This window comes from Exiguobacterium sp. AB2 (genome assembly GCF_000696055.1).
In the GTDB taxonomy this organism is placed as follows: Bacteria; Bacillota; Bacilli; order Exiguobacteriales; family Exiguobacteriaceae; genus Exiguobacterium; species Exiguobacterium alkaliphilum.
Genome location: NZ_JNAA01000109.1, coordinates 164964 through 185083, shown reverse-complemented (window position 1 = coordinate 185083; position 20120 = coordinate 164964). Strand labels below are relative to the sequence as shown.

Annotated in this window: 15 protein-coding genes; 5 read left to right on the top strand and 10 right to left on the bottom strand. The window is 40.2% G+C overall.

Features of this window, described 5'->3' with window-relative positions; translation table 11 throughout:
- The first annotated feature begins 117 nt into the window (after positions 1-117).
- The 3 genes from dptF to dptH all read left to right on the top strand — a co-directional run bounded on the left by dptF (position 118) and on the right by dptH (position 7871).
- Positions 118-2421 carry a DNA phosphorothioation-dependent restriction protein DptF gene (dptF, locus tag DI14_RS14565; RefSeq protein WP_034809838.1) on the top strand — a complete coding sequence of 768 codons (2304 nt, stop codon included), beginning with the start codon at positions 118-120 and terminating at the stop codon, positions 2419-2421.
- Positions 2422-2444: 23 nt separating this feature from the next.
- On the top strand, positions 2445-3854 hold the full coding sequence (dptG, locus tag DI14_RS14560) for a DNA phosphorothioation-dependent restriction protein DptG (RefSeq protein WP_034809887.1): 1410 nt from the start codon (positions 2445-2447) through the stop codon (positions 3852-3854).
- A 66-nt stretch (positions 3855-3920) separates the two neighbouring features.
- A complete protein-coding gene (gene dptH, locus DI14_RS14555; protein ID WP_235193483.1) occupies positions 3921-7871 on the top strand; it encodes a DNA phosphorothioation-dependent restriction protein DptH in 3951 nt (1316 codons plus the stop codon).
- A 49-nt stretch (positions 7872-7920) separates the two neighbouring features.
- Here dptH and DI14_RS14550 read toward each other — a convergent pair whose 3' ends face one another.
- The 7 genes from DI14_RS14550 to dndD (DI14_RS14520) all read right to left on the bottom strand — a co-directional run bounded on the left by DI14_RS14550 (position 7921) and on the right by dndD (DI14_RS14520) (position 16995).
- A complete protein-coding gene (locus DI14_RS14550; RefSeq protein WP_034809837.1) occupies positions 7921-9039 on the bottom strand; it encodes a cysteine desulfurase family protein in 1119 nt (372 codons plus the stop codon).
- 1 nt (position 9040) lies between these two features.
- Complete coding sequence (locus DI14_RS14545) at positions 9041-9421, bottom strand: DndE family protein (RefSeq protein WP_034809836.1); 381 nt, start codon at positions 9419-9421, stop codon at positions 9041-9043.
- Entirely contained in the window at positions 9405-11429 is a 2025-nt protein-coding gene (dndD, locus tag DI14_RS14540; RefSeq protein ID WP_034809834.1) for a DNA sulfur modification protein DndD, read from the bottom strand. The genes DI14_RS14545 and dndD (DI14_RS14540) overlap by 17 nt, the downstream gene beginning before the upstream one ends.
- On the bottom strand, positions 11419-13074 hold the full coding sequence (dndC, locus tag DI14_RS14535) for a DNA phosphorothioation system sulfurtransferase DndC (RefSeq protein WP_034809831.1): 1656 nt from the start codon (positions 13072-13074) through the stop codon (positions 11419-11421). The genes dndD (DI14_RS14540) and dndC overlap by 11 nt, the downstream gene beginning before the upstream one ends.
- Before the next feature lie 29 nt (positions 13075-13103).
- The gene (gene dndB, locus DI14_RS14530; protein ID WP_034809828.1) at positions 13104-14204 is read right to left on the bottom strand and encodes a DNA sulfur modification protein DndB; all 1101 of its coding nucleotides are present in this window, start codon (positions 14202-14204) and stop codon (positions 13104-13106) included.
- Between the two features lie 144 nt (positions 14205-14348).
- On the bottom strand, positions 14349-14744 hold the full coding sequence (locus DI14_RS14525; RefSeq protein ID WP_034809826.1) for a hypothetical protein: 396 nt from the start codon (positions 14742-14744) through the stop codon (positions 14349-14351).
- A gap of 4 nt (positions 14745-14748) precedes the next feature.
- Positions 14749-16995, bottom strand: a complete 2247-nt coding sequence (dndD, locus tag DI14_RS14520) for a DNA sulfur modification protein DndD (protein ID WP_034809824.1) — start codon at positions 16993-16995, stop codon at positions 14749-14751.
- A 143-nt stretch (positions 16996-17138) separates the two neighbouring features.
- Between dndD (DI14_RS14520) and DI14_RS14515 the strand changes: the two genes are divergently transcribed.
- Complete coding sequence (locus DI14_RS14515; RefSeq protein ID WP_034809822.1) at positions 17139-17396, top strand: hypothetical protein; 258 nt, start codon at positions 17139-17141, stop codon at positions 17394-17396.
- 127 nt (positions 17397-17523) lie between these two features.
- On the top strand, positions 17524-19062 hold the full coding sequence (locus DI14_RS14510; protein WP_034809820.1) for a hypothetical protein: 1539 nt from the start codon (positions 17524-17526) through the stop codon (positions 19060-19062).
- A 46-nt stretch (positions 19063-19108) separates the two neighbouring features.
- On the opposite strand, the gene DI14_RS14505 is transcribed toward DI14_RS14510, so the two are convergent.
- From DI14_RS14505 to DI14_RS14495, 3 genes are all read right to left on the bottom strand, one after another.
- Complete coding sequence (locus DI14_RS14505) at positions 19109-19381, bottom strand: CPCC family cysteine-rich protein (protein ID WP_034809818.1); 273 nt, start codon at positions 19379-19381, stop codon at positions 19109-19111.
- A gap of 77 nt (positions 19382-19458) precedes the next feature.
- A complete protein-coding gene (locus DI14_RS14500; RefSeq protein WP_034809816.1) occupies positions 19459-19815 on the bottom strand; it encodes a DUF1304 domain-containing protein in 357 nt (118 codons plus the stop codon).
- Position 19816: 1 nt separating this feature from the next.
- A complete protein-coding gene (locus DI14_RS14495) occupies positions 19817-20110 on the bottom strand; it encodes a putative quinol monooxygenase (RefSeq protein WP_034809815.1) in 294 nt (97 codons plus the stop codon).
- Positions 20111-20120 lie beyond the last annotated feature (10 nt).

The following is a 20120-nucleotide window of genomic DNA, read 5'->3' as shown; positions in this document are numbered from 1 at the left end:
CAGCTCCTTTATCATATATAGAAGTAGGTAAAACCTACCATATACCCTTATTATAGATATAATAAAGAATATAGTTAATAAAAAAGTTATTAAGGTTAATCGAAAGGAATGAAAGACATGGATTATTATTTCTCATTTCTAAAAACCATAAATCCAAAGGCGGAAGAATTGGGTCAGATTGTTCAAGATAAATACTATAGCGACCCTGAAAGTGCATTATTAAACTCTCGGAAAATGATTGAGGCTATTGTAGGTGAGTGGTTAGAAGTTTGCGGACTTCAGAATACATATAACTTAAATGACAACATAAAAGTGCTTTTGACCGAGGACATTATTGATCGGACGATTGCAACAGATCTTCATTACGTTCGAAAAAACGGAAATAATGCAGCACACGAATTATTTACAAAAGAAGCCCATGAAATCTTACCTAAAATTTGGTCAAGTCTTTATAACATTGTGGATTCTTATGTGCTGAGTTACGAAAACCCACCTGTAGTCCCTAAGTATGCCCCGCCAAAACCTCCTACTCCAAAGAATGATGGGGTGAGTCATGACGATATTCTTAAAATCGTAGAAGAACAGCTTAAGGCTAAGCTTCAGGCGCTAGAGGTCAATAATAAAGTAGAAGAACCTCCTGCAGTGACAATCGAAGAACAAAAAACAAATAGATTATACAATTTTGTTCCTCATATTGAGAATCGCAACGAGAGTTATCTTTACAGCCTCTTATCTAGATTAAACGAGTCATCGAAAGAGGCAGTTGAAAGTGCCGAACTTCCATTAAGCTCTCTAAAGCAATATCTACACGTTGAACGACCAATCGAGAAAAAATTAATTCAGCTTTTACAGCAACCTGAGCAAAAAAGATTAACGCTCTTAATTGGTAGTGTAGGCGATGGAAAGTCACATATCCTATCACACCTCCAGTCTGCTGAGCCTGAATTGATGAGCCGATATAAAAATAAAATTTGGAATGATGCGACGGAAAGTCTTTCCCCTCGTAAAACGGCGATGGAAACTTTATTTGAGAAGCTCATTCCATTTTCCGACCAACGTTTGACGGAAGGCTCGGATGAGTTTGTTTTGGCTATAAACCTAGGTGTATTACATAAGTTCTTATACGATTACGTGAATTCATTGAACAGTGACTATACATTTAACGAGTTAATCGCATACGTTGAACAATCAGGAATCTTTGAAAATGAAATTTCTCAAGCCCTAGAGCATGAGTGTTTTTCAATGGTTAGTTTCTCGGACTATCCAATGTATGAACTCACGAAGGGTGGAGTGGAGTCGAGCTTCTTAATGCAAATTTTATCGAAGATGTTCGATCAGAACGATGACAATCCATTTTATTTGGCATATGAGGAGGATATTAGGCAAGGAATTGACTCTATCGTCCATCGTAACTTTTTATTCATGAACAACTCGAATGCACGGCGCAACCTTGTCAATCTAATCGCCCGTTCTCTCTTAAAGGAAAAAGCGGTTTTATCGATGCGTCAATTTTTCAATTTGATCTATGAAGTGATGGTTCCAGGAAATTGGTCAAACATTAGTAAACAGAAAGTTGTGCTTGAAACGTTGCTTATCCATGGACTGCATCAAAAGATATTTACGAGTCAAAATGATTCCCCGATTTCCGTCATGTTAAGAAACGAGGATCCAATTGCTTATCGTTCTGAAGAAATAGATCAAATCATTCTTCAAATTAATCTTGAAGCTGACGTAAGTGGGTTCGTTTCTAGGTTCGATGAGTCGACTAGACAAACGTATCAACTTGATTTATTAGATCGAGAGCTCATCACCGAGCATACACAATCGTTGTTGCGATTACTTTATCTATCTAACCCTCGAGAGATGAACATTTCTCAAACAGCGATTGAGACGTTCTCAAAATATCTATATGCCTATTACACGGGACAAAGATATGAGCTCAAATCACTTTATGAGAAATTCGAAAATGCGCTCATGCTATGGTTCGGTTTCAAAAAAGACCAAAAAAAATATCTGTTTGACACAAGTGCAAAAGTTTCAAAACGTTATCGGATTGCAAAACCGGTCAGCTTCACGTTAGATCCAATCAGCATGGTGGCAAAAAATGAAGAACAAGTTGTTCAGTTCCGCAACTCATTATTCATTCAGTTTGCAGTAGGTGAAAACAAACAAAGAATCAAACTTGAAGTCGATTATAAAATGTTCGATTTGATTACGAGAATTGATCAAGGCTACCAACCATCCAAGATTGATTTTGACGATGCGATTCGATTCAGCGAATTTGCAAATGCCATCCGCACGTATAATTCAAACAATGAAGAAGTGTTGATTTATATCATTCAAACGGGAGAAACGTTTGTCTTAAAACAAGAAGCAGACCCGTTCAGTAGTGAAGAAAAAATTGTGTTCAGTAAATTGTAAGTTCTGAAAGTGGGTGTAAAATGATGAGATTATTACCAGAAAAAATATTTGATGAGAAACAAGTGATTGTTCTAGATAAAGATCGAAAAAAGATAGCAAAACGCCAAACCTCAAATTTTTATCAAGTTCTTCCTTTTACTACAGGGAAGAGTGATTCGATCAAAAATGCCCTCTCAGATTGGGAAAAGGAAGTCGGGGCTTTCTCTAGAAGACTTCTCAATCGAGATCTATCAGCCAAATCATTCAATACAGATCACCTTTTAGAAGGGGTATTGGATCGAGTCGAGAGTTTACCTGAACACGAAGATGAAATTCATACTTTTTTCAGTGATTTGCTTCTTCAAAGAGATGGCGGATTGAATGTTACTCATCCGAGCATGTTTATGTACATTCAAGGAAACCCTGCTACTAAGAAAAAGTTAGGTACTTTTTTAGCAGACTTGACGCACCATGCTTTGGAGGAAGTACAAATCGAAGAGATTAGACGAATTTTTATGTCTGAGCAAAATGAGACGTTGTTAGACAAAATGATTGTGAACTTACTGCCTAATCTTACTGAAAAGAAGTATAGCGTGGAGCATGCTCTTTATTCTTCGTTACCAATAAAATTATTGGGCGAAGATTTGATTTATTTAGCACAGCATCCTCAATACTTTTTGAAAGAAATCAACCATTTACTTAAGTACTACTTACACTATGTTGTTTCCCAGACAACAATTAAGATTAATAATTTTGAATCGTCTAATTGGCATCAACCATCAAAATTGTTTTATACCATTCATCACGAAACGACTGTTACCTCAAGACGTAAGACGATGAACTCAGGTATGGGACTTTTAAATAGTGCTAGTGAGAATATATTTGTACATGAGTTGACGATGGCACAATTGAGTTGTAATTCTCATAATCAATCATTAAAGCAAGATAAGTCTAAAATCATGACTTACGATGAAGTTTATAAGTATTTTGAATCCCTAGAAGAGGCGGACCAAATTCAATTTTTAAATGATATTGATTTGCAAAGTGAACGGATTCTCACATACGCTGGCTTTGAAAATCAAGTGAAACGTAGTGTGACATTTAACGAAGCGGTTAAACAATTGTTCAACACGATGAAAATTACGACTCCTAAAGAGGCACAGTCACGTTATGGCGATCACGTCAAGAACATCGCAAAGTCTCACTTTACGAAACGTCGAGGACGTCTAGGATACGTATTATCGTTGAACCAAGAAATGTTGATTCTGATGTGTGCCGTTAGTTGTAAAGAGGATCGAATCACATTTGTAGAGCTGCTGGAGCGTTTGAGTCAAAGAGGCATCAATTTTGATAACGAATCATCAACAGCACTCTTACAATTATTAGAAAAAATAAACGTCATCGATAAGAAGAGCGATAGTGGGGAGGCGCAATATGTCAAACCAATTTTATGAGTACGTCACTAAAAAATAAACGGTCATTTTTTAGTAAACACTCCGCAACCTGGAGACAAATATTACTTGCAGCTAGAAGAAGAAAGTCATGTTAAATATTTGAAAGACTATCTTGAACAAGAAGCAAGCGAACGAGTTAAAACGTTTGAGTATGAGCTCAATGGTGTTACTGAATACCGCACAATTGCAATTGATTACGGTACAAGTGAGTTGATTATTGCGACTCAAATCGAAGGCGTTCAACCCGATTTCTTCGTTAAGCTTCGCAACTTGGTCAGTGAACAAGAAGGGGAAGGCGTCAACCGCTCACTCCTTGTGATTTATCATGGACAGCTTGATAGTATTGATGGTGGTGGCGCCAACCTTCAAAAAGAAGGAATGCCCTTGAACCCACAAAAAATTCTAGAAGAACTGAAGAGTGAATTAAAACAGATGGCCGAACGTAAGGGCGCGTTAGTTGAAGTAATTGATTTTCATTTGAAAGAAATTGAAGAAGAATTCAGCTCGTTCAAAGGTGTCTCGTTCTTTGATTTTGAAGAAATCTTATCCCTCATGCAAAAATCAGAACTTTCAAAGTCTGATTTTCTAACTTTACGATTTTTCCATGATCAAGAGCTAGAATCGTTTGTGCAGACATCTTCCAAAAAAGAAATCCGAGAGAGACTGCGTGAAAACCGAGATTTATTTGAGTTTGTTCAAGATAGTCATTTCAACGAAACGACGGAGACGCAATTACCTAAAAAGTTCAATGAACAAGGTGTCAATAAACTCAAGCATGACCATTGGAATGAACTCACGTTGCAAGATGTCATCAAGCTGAAAGCTGAAAAAAACAATAAAGTGTTTGAAATTGATGAAATTACAATCGTCAATGAACATTCGTCCGTAGTTGTTTGGGACCGACCACACAAAACGACTAAGACTGGAAAACGTACGCGCTATGTGGCGATTTTCAATCCGTCTCAAGAGCAAGAAATCAAATTGCGAGCTAAGTATGTAATTGAAGGAAAAGGTGTACGCAAGAGTTTGGAAGAATCACAAGTCAAAATCGAGTATTGTAATCCTTTACTCGAAGTGACGCCAAGTGTGAAAACAAACAATCTATATGTGACGCTCACTTCTACGCAAACTCAGAGCGCTACACAGTGTACCGTGAAATATAAAGTCAAAAATGAAAATACACTGTATTCAGAGTTAAATATCATGGTGTTTCCATTCTCGAGCGAGGTCTTTAAAGACTACGCTGGAACTTATGAAGTAAAACGGGTTAAAGGGAACGATGCCGAATATTTGATTTTAGGGAACAAAGAAGGCGAGCTACGATTAGGCGACGGTTCACAAACGCCTGTGTATCAAGAGCGAGCACTGGTAAAAGTAGATGATGAACCGAACATCACGTATCATTTTGATCAAGATTTGTTTGAAGAAGATCAATTTTTGCAATTAAGCGTTGGAGAATCAACTCCAATTAATATCAAGCTGAGTGTTGATGCCTCTAAACCGCATCCAATCGCAAATATTAGATTGTATAAAGAGAAACGTGAGAAGCGTTCTTCGATTGTCCATGGCACGGATGGAAAACTAATTTTAAAGAACCAAATTTACTATCCACAAAATGAATATAAAGATTTTTTAGAGTATGAAATGGAATGGCTTGAGCAAAGTATGCAAACAGCTATATTGTCTTCAGGTGTAATCAGTCCTGTCAATTTGGAGTTTGGTGTTTTCTATGAGTTGAGAGAAGCGTACAATCTCTTCCTAAATCACTTTAAAATCAAAAAGACTGTCCCGATGTTAGCATTTTGGGATGATGAATATAAACGAGTTGCTTTGAATTATGTGGAAGCCTATGTAAAAGCGATTGAATCGATTCAAGAGGCTGATCGGTTATTTGAAGTCGGTCACTCGATTTTAAAATTAGGTGTGTTGTTTAACAAAAAAGAGGAAATCGTCTACTTCACTCCATTCCATCCGGTTAACGTTGCGTTTCAATTAGAGTTGAACACTCAACTTGGGGATGAAGAAGTGTCGGAAAGTGTGCTTAAACGTTTACGTGCTGATGCACTGGCCCCATACCTTTGGTTTGAAGGTAAAGCATATAAAGCAGAAGCTCAGTCGAATTTACCGGAATGGATGATTTATCGAGTAAAGGAAGAAGTTGTTGTAGCTGAGGCTGACCGCTTCCTGTCAGAAGTGGTCAAAGAAAAGTTAAATCAGTTTGTAGACCATTTCACCTCACTCTTTTATCAGACAAATCAAGTCGTTAGAGCTCCTTTATATTTAAATGTGATTGAGATAAAAAATGATGAGATGGTATTAAAAGGTGTTGTTGAATGGATTTTCCGTCAACTGAAAGATAGTTATGAAAAGAATAAAGATGAAGTGATTCCGGTTGAAGTAAAACTTTATTGTGATTCCGGTCGATACAGAAGTGCATTCGATCAATTTGCAGCTAAAGATTTCATGGAAGACGATTGGGAGCAGTTTGAGTATTTATACACGCTCATTCCCAAAAACTTTATTCTTTCTCCACAAGAAGTGGCAGAGAAGATTCAATCGTTCATCAATCACTATCATATTCAAAATGAGCAATTTAATGATTTTGATTATGCTCACATCAGTTTCTATAAGATGAGTGGTGAGGAGCAAGTCATTACCGATAAAATGGAGTACATTAAGAGCGGAAATGCAATGAGTGGTTTGTATTCGACGCTCGCACCGACAATTAAAGATGGACAATTTAGTATGGGGTTTGGACTTCGCGGTTATGAAATTGAAGACAACGATTTACTCTTGCGCTGTGCTAAGTCGTTTAATGAATTGAACGTTCATATGAAAGACAATGGTAGCAGTTCATTCGCACACGGTGTCACGGCATTGGCTAGTATTACTGATGCGAGAGATGGCTACAAGCTGCAGAACATCTATGAAAGTTCTCACTGGGTCACGCTAATTGAACCAACTGTTGACCTTGGATATTTTTCGTCTAAGCAAGGAAATCCAGATAATGAATTGATCATCATTCACTACAACGATCAATCATCTTCTTACCGGTACGATGCGATTACTGTTACGAAAAAAACAGCGCAATATCAAGCGGTCATTAAAGATTATTTGAACCATGAAAAACCTGATTTGAATACGGATGAGAGCATCAAAGAAATCATTCAAACATTCAACGTCATCAACGGTGAATGGCTGCTCTCGATGATTCAACAAGGACTCAGCAATGAAACGGCTCGAAATATTCATAAGAGTCGAGAAAAATTCAGTTTGTTGGCCGCTGTGAAATATTCGTTGGCTATGTTCACAACCGACGACATCACCTGGGTTCCAATCTCTCTAGAGGAAATTTTACGTGTGGCAAAAGCAATCGGGTTGAACCACGCGAGTTCACCGTTCACCGTTAAAGCGCTAGGGAAGTCAGGAAGCTACTCAGACGACTTACTCTTGATTGGTATTCAAGAGACGGAAGGCAAATTGAAAATGCATTTCTATCCGATTGAAGTGAAAATCGGTAGAAATTTGAGCAATGTACTAGATAAAGCACGAGAACAAGTTATAAAGACGAAAAAACTTTTCGATACTGAGTTGGGTGCAGGGGAGAGAGAGACTACATTCTCGCAGCAGTACTATCGGATGTTCTTTGCCCACTTATTCTTGGCGAATGCCAAGAAGTTGTTTGAAGGAAATCTATGGAGTGAAAAGAAAGATTATTATGATTTCGAGAGCAAACGTCTTCCGGTGATTGAAAAGCTGATGAAAGGCGATTATGAAATCTCTAACGAATTAGCTGATTACTTCAATAAAGGTGTAGTCGTGTCATTTAAAACGGAAGAGACCATTTCGTCAGTAGAGCGAGTTGAGGATGACATCCTGTTGCTCAATTTACCAGAACAATATGGAATCAGTGGTGGTTCATATTCGATTGAAGAGATTCGACAATCAATTATTCACGGGAAAAAGGACATCCCTAGAGAAGAAATGCTCGAAACATTTAAAATTAACAAAGTTTAAATTAGTAAGACCGGCTCATTTTAAATTGAGCCGGTCTTACTGCATATTTTCAAAGTTGTTTAATAATATCTAAGTCTTTTGATGAGATGCTTGAAGATAGGGAGAACCGAATCGACGATCGCACTTCGTCCAATGTTAATCCAATGGCTTGTAATACATGGCTAGGTTTACTTGAACTGCATGCCGATCCTGTGGAGACGGCCATTACAGGAGCCAGCTGTTTTACAAGTACTTCATTATTGATTCCTACGAATTGAACATTCACAATGCCCGGGATTTTATTGGTCTGGTCACTGTTGAAGCGAATGTTCGACCCAAATTTTTGGGATAATAGTTGAACCAAGTGCTGTTCGAGTTTATGCAATTTCTGAACATTTTTAGACAAGGATGCTTGATGCATTTCAGCCGCTTTCCCCATCCCTACGATTAAAGGCACCGCTAACGTTCCACCACGCACGCCTTGTTCTTGGCCACCACCGTGAATCAATGGCGTTAATTTTCTTGGGATACCATCCTCATCCATTTGCACATAAGCGACGCCGACACCTTTTGGACCATTGAACTTATGCGCAGAAGCAGATAGGAAATGAACGTTTGTCAGTTCTGCCAGGTTGATTTTCATTTTCCCGACGACATGGGTCGCATCTGTATGGAACAACGCACCATATCGCGCCGAGAGTTCAGAAGCTTTTTGAATGTCATTCAAAGAACCTAACTCATTATTACCCCAGATGATTGAAACGAGTGAGGTAGGGCGACTCTTTAAGAGCGATTCTAATTCAGAAAAATCAATTCTCCCGAACTGATCAACTGACAGGTACTCTACATGGATGTTCAGCTGTTCATTCAAATATTTAGCGATTTCTAAATTAGAAGAATGTTCGGCTACCGTAGTAATGACCTGATGATCCGGTAGGGAAGAACTCACACTTTTTAAAATCCAATTGTTACTTTCTGTAGCTCCCGATGTGAAATAGAGCTCTGAAGAAGAACAGTTAAAAAACTTACTTAACTGTTCTCGAGCCTGTTCAACAGCATTCTTGGAGTTCTCTGCCAGTGAATAATACTTACTAGAAGGATTCCCGAATTCCTCAAGAAAGTAGGGAAGCATCGCTTCAAGTACTTCAGGATAAACAGGTGTCGTCGAGCTGTTGTCTAGGTATAGCATGTTACGCCTCCTGTAGAGCTAATAACTCTCTTAAGAATTGATTCGTACTTCTTGAAAACTGAAATATTTGATAAAGCTCTTCAGCGCCTCTAGTAATGTGCGCGTTAAAGTAGTCGGGAAAATATTGATCTTCTTCAATGTGCTTATTGGCATGTTGGAGAATCATCATTTTGAACATTTCATCGTGCTCTCCAGTTAATGTCGCCCGATTGATTTCAAAATTTGAAATCGTTAGGCCTTTGATGCTTGATGGAGCTTGTTTGTTCTTTAGAGAAATTCCAATAGCGAATCGGGCCAATATATTGGGTGTGATATGAGTCGAGTTTGAAATCTCTTTTAAATAGAGATGAGTCTGTTCGGTTAATTTAAGACGGTAATTCATTCATTTTCACCTGCGCGTTTTCAAATTCAAAGTACGATGGAATGACTTGTGTCTCTAAAAGATCATTATCAAATTGGAGACTATACTCTCTAGAAATGAACGGTTTCAATACTTCGTAGTAGTCCTTACTAATCTCTGAGTCTGTAGATAGAACCAAGACTTGTTCACCAAAGTTAGGAAGCAAATTTTGAAGGATATTGTATCGGTGATCTCTGTCTAGTCGTCCTAGTAACGTGTCGAAGATAAATGGCATTTGATTCTCTGAAACTTTAAAGATTGCCCAAATCAATGAAAGCAATAAGATTTGTTTCTCGCCGGACGATAGGGTGGATACCGAGATCCGAGATTGATCTTTGGACAACAAATTCAGTGAGAAATCTTCAGGCATAATCGACAGCTTCTCAATGTAGTCTTCTTTGCGCATCAGTGTTTTCAACATACGTAAGGCATTTTCTTCAACATTACGAATAACTTTATGGCGTTGTTGAAGTTTAAAGTCTTCAAGCAGAGCCAATGTTAGGTTTGCGTTTTGAGAGAGGAGACTCGATTTTGAAGTGATTTTCTCGATTTCTTGTTTAAGCTGAGCGTTTTCTTCTACCAGACTTGAATAGTGATCGTGGAGTTCGTTCTCAGCTTGAACGATTTGTTCAAAACGTTCCTTTAGGTGAAGATGCTTTACTTTTAATCGATTTAATTCTTCAAATTGTTTTTCGAAGTCGACATGATTTTCTTCTCGAATGATTAATTTTCTCCGTAGTATCTTCAGTTCATCGATGATTTCATCATCTCGAGTAATGTCTGCTAATAAGGATGAAGAAGACTGCGCGTTCACAACAGAGAGCATATTCTCCACTTTTGCTTTTGAGCTAAATGAAGCATCGTGAATGATTTCAGCTTCTGGAACCGCAGTTTTTAATGCGGCGTTAAATTCATTTTTCAACAAATCGTGTTGAACGGTAGCCCCTAAGTTACGGGATACGTTTTTATAAAATTCATCGGTGAAGACTTTCTCTAAATCCTCCACACTTCGAACCAACAACTCAGATTCTACTTGCTCCGCAGCTTTTTTAAGTAAGTCATGATTAATCGCGAATGCATAATACTCACTAAAGAAGTCTGAAGTTGATTGCTTCAACCTTTGGCGTTCTTGTTCAAGCGTTCTAATTTCATCTTTTAACTTTGCTTCTTCTTCTTTACTAATCACATCATGGGCCTGTAGCGATTCAGAAAATGAAGTAACTTCAGCTTCACTAATCTCGATTTTCTGAAGAGCTTGCGATTTTTCTGTTTGGATGTGTAAAAGTTCTTTCTCAGCTTCAATCAAATCACTTTGGATTTCATCCAAACGTTTTGATTTATCTTTACTTAGTTTGGTTTTAGCTTCATCGCGAACTAACGTTTCGATTGTTTCGGTCAATAAATCAGGAATTTCCAATTTAAAGGCGCTTTTCATTAAGTCATCAAGATATTCCGAGAGCTTTCCTTCATTGATAATTTGGTTAATTGTTTCTCCGTCAAATAAAGAGACGTTGAACAGATATAACGGAGTTCGTTCCAAAAATAATGAGTAGACTTGACTCTGATCTTTTTCTGCTAATGGGAGGCTACTCGTGTCACGATAAATATTAAAATACTCTTTAATATTTTTTGCATCAATGCCCCATGAACGTTCAAAAAGGTAGCGTGACGTAATTTGGTTCGTAGTTGTAGTAAACGTGATTTGAATTTTTGAAATCACTTTTTTCACGTTATACCATTCACGCTGGTCTCGGATTTCACTATTGATTAACTTTTCAATCTCACGGAAATAAGAGGGAGTTGGCGCTTTGATTCCAAACGCCTGACTCCCATATAAACCTGTGCGAAGCGCATTTAAAAATGTCGTTTTACCGGCACCATTTTTCCCTCCGATGAGTACAACATTTTTATTGGAGTTTTGATTCGTGAAATCAAACGTTTGGTTTTTGTAAGCTCCAATGTTTTTTAGGACAATCGATTCAATCTTCATCTCTCTTTAAATCTCCTTGCTCTTTGTAAAGATTTAAATAATCTTGGCTCAATAAGGCGGCAACATCTTTATTGAATCCGCGTTTAACTTTGACTCCAAGAAAATCATTTGCTGTCGTAAACAATTTTTGAACCATATTATAATCAAGACCATGTTTTTGTGAAAGCAACTCTAAGTCATTTGCTTGATCACTCGTCAAAATTTGACGGTCGTCTTGTTCCCAATCCAAATCCGTACCGAATACTTCCCGATATAGCTCAGGTAGCGTATCTTTCCAATCCCCTTCACGGAGCCATAAGCGACGGATTGCGCGTAGTTCATCATCTTGGATTAATTTGTACTCAACCGAGTTCGGAACTTTTAAATCACGTTGCAAGACTAATAAATCACGCATCAATTCACTTCTAGTAGCTAATGTGAATGGTCCAAGACCGAGATGTGAATAGACAGCTTGTCCGTCTTCATTTTTCTCAGAAACAACGAATTGAATGTTGAATTCTTCTGGTTTACTCAAATCAATATTGTGCGCTGCGATGAACTGACTCAATTGATGTTTAGGTACTGCGAGAACACTCTCATCCGTTAACTCTTCAAGGCGGTCTACAACTTTGTGAGAGCTAGCTGCACGTCCACCTTTTTTCTTTTGAGCAATATAAATACCGTCTTCATTAATTTCGTGAGGAACTTCTAATAGATAGAAGGCGCCATTCATTCGTTTATGCATTCGCTTCGAGCGGTCGTCTCGAATAAGAACCATCTTATTTCGGAACTTCAATAAAGGTTTTAGCCAATCATGTTCACCTGTTTGAATGAATCCGGTTAAAGATTTATCCTGATTGACGACAGTACATGTCCAACAGCCAAAGCGACTGTTTCCACATGAACCAGCGCTTTCCTTAATGTTTTGGTCCACGACCAATGGACATTCGCTACTTGAGTCCATATACATCTTTTGAAGTTTATGATGATCTTCGCCCCAAGGAGCGGGATTTTGGAGAAGGTAACTCCATACATCATCCAAAACAAATTCTTTAATCGGAGCAAACACATAAGCATTGGCCAAGGAGGTATGTCGCATCAGCTCGCTACCAGAAATTTCATGGTCTTTAATTGATTGACCACGGCTTGTACTTTCCGATGAACGGACACCAAGCACCATGATGATTTCTCCATACTTTGAAACTTTATCTTTTATAAAACGGTTGGCTGGATCGATTTTCAGGCGGTCCGTACACCATCTAAACGTTTGGTTAGGGGTAGGGTAGCCACGGCCGATAATATTCGTCCAGAAAGTCTTTTCCGTGAGCGGTTTGACCTTCTGTGTTTCAATCGGAAGATTGTACTTTAGCGCCGCTTCTTGCATCCGATGGAGTGACCCGTTAATCATCGAGACGACGAGTGGGTTTTCTACCAACGTATCCGATGAAATGATAAATACTTTCTTATGAAGTTGTTCTGGCGAAAGTTCAAGCAATGCCTCAAAAATGAGTTGGGTCGTCAATGTCGAATCTTTTCCGCCGCTAAATCCAACTACCCATGGACGTGAATCATTTAAATAAACGCGCTTAATTAAATCGATGGAACGTCGGGAAACCGTGTCCCCTTCATGTTGAGTAAATAAATTACTAATAATGCCTTGTGTCATAAATCATCATCCTCTCGTGCCAAAAACAATTACATAGCAGAAATGCTAGATTTTTGTTGGTCGAAATCTTTTTCTTCTTTGCTGAGTTCAATGCCAAGTAAAGACTTGATGCGAATGGCGGTTAAACGGATTGTATAGTTATTCTTCAGGATTCTTCCGTTCTCATTAAAGGCCCGGCCCTTCCAATCTTTTTCATTCGATCGGCTCCAATCGATGTCCTTAAATTTCGAAAGGTATGCAGTCCACGTGTCAGGTTTTTGCTCTATCAAAGCACGAGCCACCTCTGCGGCCGCTTCTATAAATAGACCTTGGCCGGCAATTGAAATCATACGTAAATCACGTGGGGAGATTTCTTTATTAAATACTTGCTCCCATTCATGAATACTATTGCATAGCGTGATCCAAAACGTTTTAATGTTCAATGCATCTTCTTCAGTTAAAAGTGCACCTTTTTTCTTATTAATCAATCGCTTATTCGCGTTGTAAATATGATTCAATGCCAATAGTTTTGGCGAGTTTTTAGATAGGGACGTTTTCTCCATTTCCGTATAACGTTTTAATAGGGGAATCTCTTCAACAATTTCTTTTGTTAGTAAAGACAGTTGATCCCGATGGTCATATAAAATCCCGATTGAAGATGTAGTGTTGACGGCGTGACGGTTTAAATCAGAGAATATTTGTTGCGAACGTTCTAATCCCTCATCATGGAAAAAGACAACCGAAATCGTTTCATTTCCTAACTCAGGCATGATTTTTAGTGCCTCTTCAATGGCAGCCCGCCGGTGTTGCCCGTCATTGATTAAAAACCGCGAGTCTAATGCAATAGAAAGTTTTCCTAAATCTTTAAAATTGGGTTCTTCTGAAAATGGCGTAAATTGAATTTCTCCATCAATCGATGCAGTCAAAGAAGAAAAGACATAATCCTTTGATTGGTCTACAATGTAATTTGTGATTTCGGGAACACGAGATTTATTCAAAATACGTTGCGATCGGTATTGGGGAGGAACTTCTTCCTCGTCAAATAGAAAGATTTTTGGAATCAATTTAAGCGGGCACATCACAACGAAATATTCTTTCTCGGCTTGATGGCCTCGCAGAGCCGGAAAATTATAACTGAAATTAGGATCCATAATCAGTCTCCTTAAATAAATTACGTACGTAATTTATCAATTTTAATAAGTAAAGTTTATCATATGCTTCTTTTCAAAAATAGCGAACAGCTCAATTAAATTAGAAATTTTCGTCAGAAAAATCCCAACGATTATTCGCTGGGATTATGCAGTCAGTAGTTTGATTAAGAACTCTTCTTCAAAAATGGCATCGTCTGATTCAAGGAGTGAGGCGATATGCGCGACTCCTAGTTCAATGAATCGTTTCATATAATCACGGATCGTTTTTTCGTCTTCTACTTCTTCTTTTAACTCATTGATGATGAGATGTTTGGCAAGTAAGTAATCATTTCCATTGATAATCGAGCCCATGTCCCAAGCGCCAGAACTTAACTCAGTAGGGAGCTCAGATGTGATCGAATAGTTTTCGATTCCGTGCATTAAACTGAGCTTTACTACAAAGGGTCGTGGGTCCTTCGGCACGTAATGCTCTAAATGACTAATGATTAAATCAATTCTTTCTTTACTTACTTGTGATAGCTTAATTCCTTTAGAGTCCATGATCTTATCCTTTCACGAGTTCGAAGTAACCTTCACGAATCAAGGTATACTTCTCTTTTTGGTTATAATCCAACATGATTTGCTTCGATGTGTATTCTTTCATTAATTCTACATACTCAGACGTAATCTCCGTATCTGTAGAGAGAATAACAACCTGTTTACTAAGGTGTTTATAAAAATGCTCTACTAGATTTTTACGATGATAGCTATCTAAGCGTCCGAGCGGTGTGTCGATAATCATTGGTAAGTCCAAGTCGGCAGCTTTAATCATTCCCCAAATAAATGCAGATGATATAATTTGCATCTCGCCGGCCGAACGTTCTTCAACTGAAATTTCAGCTCCGCGCTCATTCTCAATTCGAATCATCATTTTATGACGGTCGACGAAAGCTCGTCCGAATTCATCTTGTTTTCGCATGAGCGTATTCAACATGCGATCAAATTCGCGACTAATCAGATCGATTTTCCAAGAGAGAACTTTTTCCGAGTACTCATCGATGGCTTCTTTGATTTTACCGTAAATTTGAACATCGTCTGCCAAGTCGACTGCATTTGAAGCTGTGGATTTCGTTCCTTTTAATTTCGCTTCCAGTGAGCGGATTTCTTGGACACAATCCTGTTCTTTTTTCTTAATGTTACTATAGATGCTTTTCGTTCTCCCAAGCACTTCTGTGATTTCTTGAATTTTTTTATCTTCTTCATCAACACTAATTGCCGAAGGGGCTAAGTCAATTTTTTGTTGTAAGGATTCGATAGAATGTTTAATATTATTCGCTTTTTTGATGAGGTCCACAATTTGCTCTTTAACTGAAGATGCATCGACATTCATGATAAATCTGCGGTCGTTAGGCGAAAGATCGTGCCAAGTATTTTGACTTTCTGTTGCGGTCGGTGCATTATAGTTTTCGTTTGATAACCAAATCGTTTTCCCGATTTCTTCAACTTGATGTAATTGCTCTTCAGTCAGAGGAGGATCGATTGGCTCTGAAAGCAACTTAGACATAAACTGATGATATGGTGTCAAGATTTCTTCCACTCTTCGTTGATCGGAAACGTATCGTTGTTCTACATTCAATCGTTTTTTCAAAGCTTCAATTTTCTTTGATGCAAACGATGGAATTCCTTTTTCTGAGAATAGCTTAGAGATTTGTTCCATCGTCTGAGTATATTGGGTTTCTAATGAACTTAAGTTCGAGACAAACTTTTCTCGTGATTCATTATTTTGCATAAGTTTTTCATTACGAAGCTTTTTGAACTGATCAAGTTGCTTGTTGTATGTCGAGACACGTTGTTCAGCTTTAGTTCTTTTTTCTATTAGCTCACTTAAGTGGTCTTTTAGCTCTGAGATTTTCTTGTTGTACTTTAATAGTTCGGTACTTTTTTGAGCAGTAGCTAGTTCATTTACTTTTCGTGAATAGATTTTATCTAAATCGTTCTTAAGCTCGTTAAAATAAGACATCCCGTTCATTCGTCTGATTGTCGCCTTAAAGTCAGCGGAATTTCGAGACGAAATAATTCGGCGGATTTCTTCACCGTCAAAAATCAAAAATTGAGAAGCTTCAAAAGGAATCAATTTGTCGATTGTGCGGTTGAAGTCATCTACATTGTGCGACCCGATTTGTTCATTCCGTTTAGGTCGAGCTGCGCCAATGGTGCGTTTGCTGAACGTCTTGCTTTCCGAGACAACTTGTTTTTTACTATTGTATTGCCATACGACTTTAATTTCGTAGTGATGGCCATCCCCAGGCTCAAATACAAGCGAGGCACTGGCTTCCCGTCCACCTTGTTCGAAGAACGAGTTATTAATGGTGTTCGTGAACTGTTGTTGAAATTCAGCATCAGTCATGCCTCGTCTACCGTATAATAAGTATCGAACGGCTTTCAAAATAGTTGTTTTTCCAGCCCCGTTGAGTCCGCCGATTAAAATGATGTTTTTATCATCAGAATGTGTATCAAAATTAATTGTTTGTGAATTTAAATATGTTTTGTAATTATTTAGTTGAATACGTACTAACTTCAACCCAGATTTCTTTCCCGATGAAGTAGAATGAGTTAACGAGTTACCTTTTTTAATCAAATATTTTAGTTCTTCTTCTAATTCTTTTTGGCGTTTAGTCGGCGTTGTTGCTTCTCCATAATAATTAGCCTTGGAAGTAGTAAGAACGTTTTGAAGTAGGTTAGGAGACAATGCATGACTCGCAGAAACTTCTTTTAAAATTTCTTGCTCATTTTCGTAAAACTTATGATTCATAGTAAGGTCCTTTCTGAAAAATAATATATGGTGACTATATTGTTAGTATAAAGGAAATTAACCTAAAAACCTGTAACTTTTTTAGAAAGGGTTTGGGTAATTTAGCCACTAAATAAACTTTTACATAATAAGGAGAGATTGTGATGAAAAGAATGTTACTTCGCAAAATCCAATTCGCCCTCCAGCATCACGGCGGGAAGGCATCATTGAAAGAAATCTATGACTACATCGAGAAGTCGTACTATCAACTCGAGCTCGATCGCTACAAAGATTGGAAGGCGCACGTCAACAAACAGATTCGTGCCCACTCGAGCGATTCCGCGAGCTTCAGCGGCAACGAAGACTTGTTTTATGCCACAGGAAATAAAGGCGTTTGGGGCCTTCGCCAATCAAATCACTAACCGAAAGCGCGACCAATTCAATTGGTTCCGCTTTCAATCGTTACAATACGTCACACGCACTTGCCACAAAATCGACAATGCGTTACACTTCGAGACAGTGTGAAAAAAATGTATAAGGGGTTTATCCATGGAAATTGTACAGCAGTTATCTCAAGTTCAATTACTCAACCAGTTTTGGTTGTTAATGGCCTTCGTTATCCCGATGGTCATCTTGTCACGGATGGTCGTGGCCGGTTCACGGTTCTCGCCAATCCTTGTCATCGTCATCTTCGGCCTCGGTCTTGGCTTCGTCATGGTCGAGATGGGCATCGCGACGCCGGGTCTCCCGGAGTTCCCGCTCGTCGACTTTATGTCACGAACGACGATTATCGCGCTCGTCGTGTCGTTCTTCGTCGGGGGGCAAGAGCTTCGTAAAATCTTAAGCAAGCAAGCGCTCGACGTAAAAGACATCGTCGTGCCGTCAAAAGAAGAGATGTTCCTCGGAACGGGACGGACGCAGTTCATCTTCATCCTCCGTTCGTTCTTCTTGCTCGTCGGACTCGAAGGGTTCTTCCGTATGATGATTCAACCGGGTACGGCGGAAGGGATCATGCTCTACTACCCGATTCTCGCGTTAATCGGTCTCGCGGCGTCGTTCCTCTTGATCGACCACAAGGCGCAAATCGACGACAAGCAGGTGTATATGCGTAAAGGTTTGATTGAGACGGTGATTCTTCTCGCCATCTTGTTCATCTCGTACGCGATTGCCATGCTCGTCCAACCCGTCATCGCGCTCCCGCAGATTTTCTTCGCGATGATCGTCTCGTCAGCACTCGGTGCCATCTTCCAAAACTGGACGTATGGCCCGACGGTTCGTGCGCTCCTCTTCGCCGGGATCCCGGTCGTCTTGGCAGCGAACTTCATGGTCGGGGGGTCACGCATCAGTGACGCGTTCGCCATCGAAGGTATGAACTCGGTCCTCTTCTACGGATTCTTCGGTCAATTGTTCTGGATGTTCGGTGGGATTGCGCTTCTCATGTGGTTCGCCCGCACGGCGCATATCCGTAACCTCGCACCAGGTATGGCCGGATCACTGTCGCACAGTGGTCTCACAGGCGCATGTACGGCTGGTGACTTCGGGAAAGTCGCAGCGAAACGTGCCCCGATCATGATCAACATCCCGTTCTTCGGTCACATCTTCGTCTTCTCGATTTTGGCAGTCAGTGCCGATAACGGGGCGCTCTGGATTTGGCCGACGGCGATCATCGTCTTGGTCGGTCTCACGCTCACGTTCCTCGCGCTCAAAAACTTGCGCGCTGCGAACGGCGAAGACTTCAAAGAAGTCAAGGCGCTCATGCAGTTCTCGTTCGGCTGGCAGATGATGGCCGTCTTCGGCGGACTCGTGCTCCTCAGCTTCAGCACGATCGCATTCGACTATTCGGCAATGGCCCAGTCGTCGGCGATCTCGCACTTCGGTCTCTTCGCGGCGATTCAAGGCGGCATGTTCGGGACAGAAGCGTCGCTTCTTATCCCGCTCATCTTCTCGATGCCGTTCCTCGTCCACCCGATCGTGTTCTACATGTTCGGGAAGGCGCTCGATAACAACGGTGAAATGCCGCGCGTACCAGTTTACGCGATGGCGCTCATCGGTGTACTCGGTGTATCGTTCGCGATTCTCGGCGTATAACAAAACAGCCGCTTCTACCAATGCGTAGAAGCGGTTTTTTTTGTGCTTATTTTTCTGCGAACGGCCGCCACTTTGGGTCTTTGACGTCGTGCCCGTTCGGAGTCCGGACAAATTTGAGCGAACCTCGATCGCATGCGCCAAAATGAATGTAGTTCTGTTGCGCTTGTCGGAGCGACACAGTATTGGCACCACCCTCATAATCTGGATCGCTGAACTGAACGCCGTCGTCTTCCCAGAAACAGATGCCGCAAATGTCATACGTGCCGGGTCGTTCTTCGTTAAGTGTTTGATAGCCGCAACAAGGGCATGTGTATGTCATCGAACATCACCTCACTTTTCAGTATAGCGCAGGCCGCCTACAAAAAAACGGCCGACACGAAGTCGACCGCTTCAGGCTCACCACAACATGGACAATAGCGTCAAAATCGCCAATCCGCCTTGCGTGAGGATGATTTTTTTATTGCTCGTGATACTGCCGTACAACGCGACGAGCACGATATAGATGAGGAGCATCGTGACAATCTCGATTGACTGGCTGACGAACAACCCGTACAGCAAGCCGACGCCGATCAATCCGTTATAGACACCTTGATTCTTGAACAGCACCAATACGGAATCACGCGCGAGCTCTTGTTCCGTCATGTTGAAGACACGGGCCGTCGTTTTTGAACGAGTGGCGAACGTCTCTAAATACAGGATGTAGAAGAACTCGAGTGCGACGAGCGTTCCGAGGACGAGGGTGAGTCCGGACACGTTAGTTGGCCGTCGCGACTTCCGTCACATGGAGCACCGGTTTCGCCGTCACGTAGTTGCCTACGTTTTGAGCGAACGCGATGAGGTCCGGGTTTTGGTTGTGTTGCTCGACGGCCGCTTGGTCGGCCCAGTTCTCGATCATGACGAACCGGTTCTCTGACGTCGTCGATTGGAACAGTTCATAGCTCAAGCAACCGGCTTCTTGTTTCGACGAATCGATGAGCTTGTTGATGTCCGCTAAGAAGCTGTCAAACGCGTCTTCTTTCACGTCGAAGATGGCATTGATTAGGATCATGTGGGGTTCC

Excerpts from the sequence above, each read along its gene's own strand:
- dptF (WP_034809838.1), top strand. The coding sequence starts at position 118 with ATGGATTATTATTTCTCATTTCTAAAAACCATAAATCCAAAGGCGGAA.
- dptG (WP_034809887.1), top strand. The coding sequence starts at position 2,445 with ATGAGATTATTACCAGAAAAAATATTTGATGAGAAACAAGTGATTGTT.
- DI14_RS14550 (WP_034809837.1), bottom strand. The coding sequence starts at position 9,039 with ATGCTATACCTAGACAACAGCTCGACGACACCTGTTTATCCTGAAGTA.
- DI14_RS14545 (WP_034809836.1), bottom strand. The coding sequence starts at position 9,421 with ATGAATTACCGTCTTAAATTAACCGAACAGACTCATCTCTATTTAAAA.
- dndD (WP_034809834.1), bottom strand. The coding sequence starts at position 11,429 with ATGAAGATTGAATCGATTGTCCTAAAAAACATTGGAGCTTACAAAAAC.
- dndC (WP_034809831.1), bottom strand. The coding sequence starts at position 13,074 with ATGACACAAGGCATTATTAGTAATTTATTTACTCAACATGAAGGGGAC.
- dndB (WP_034809828.1), bottom strand. The coding sequence starts at position 14,204 with ATGGATCCTAATTTCAGTTATAATTTTCCGGCTCTGCGAGGCCATCAA.
- DI14_RS14525 (WP_034809826.1), bottom strand. The coding sequence starts at position 14,744 with ATGGACTCTAAAGGAATTAAGCTATCACAAGTAAGTAAAGAAAGAATT.
- dndD (WP_034809824.1), bottom strand. The coding sequence starts at position 16,995 with ATGAATCATAAGTTTTACGAAAATGAGCAAGAAATTTTAAAAGAAGTT.
- DI14_RS14515 (WP_034809822.1), top strand. The coding sequence starts at position 17,139 with ATGAAAAGAATGTTACTTCGCAAAATCCAATTCGCCCTCCAGCATCAC.
- DI14_RS14510 (WP_034809820.1), top strand. The coding sequence starts at position 17,524 with ATGGAAATTGTACAGCAGTTATCTCAAGTTCAATTACTCAACCAGTTT.
- DI14_RS14505 (WP_034809818.1), bottom strand. The coding sequence starts at position 19,381 with ATGACATACACATGCCCTTGTTGCGGCTATCAAACACTTAACGAAGAA.
- DI14_RS14495 (WP_034809815.1), bottom strand. The coding sequence starts at position 20,110 with ATGATCCTAATCAATGCCATCTTCGACGTGAAAGAAGACGCGTTTGAC.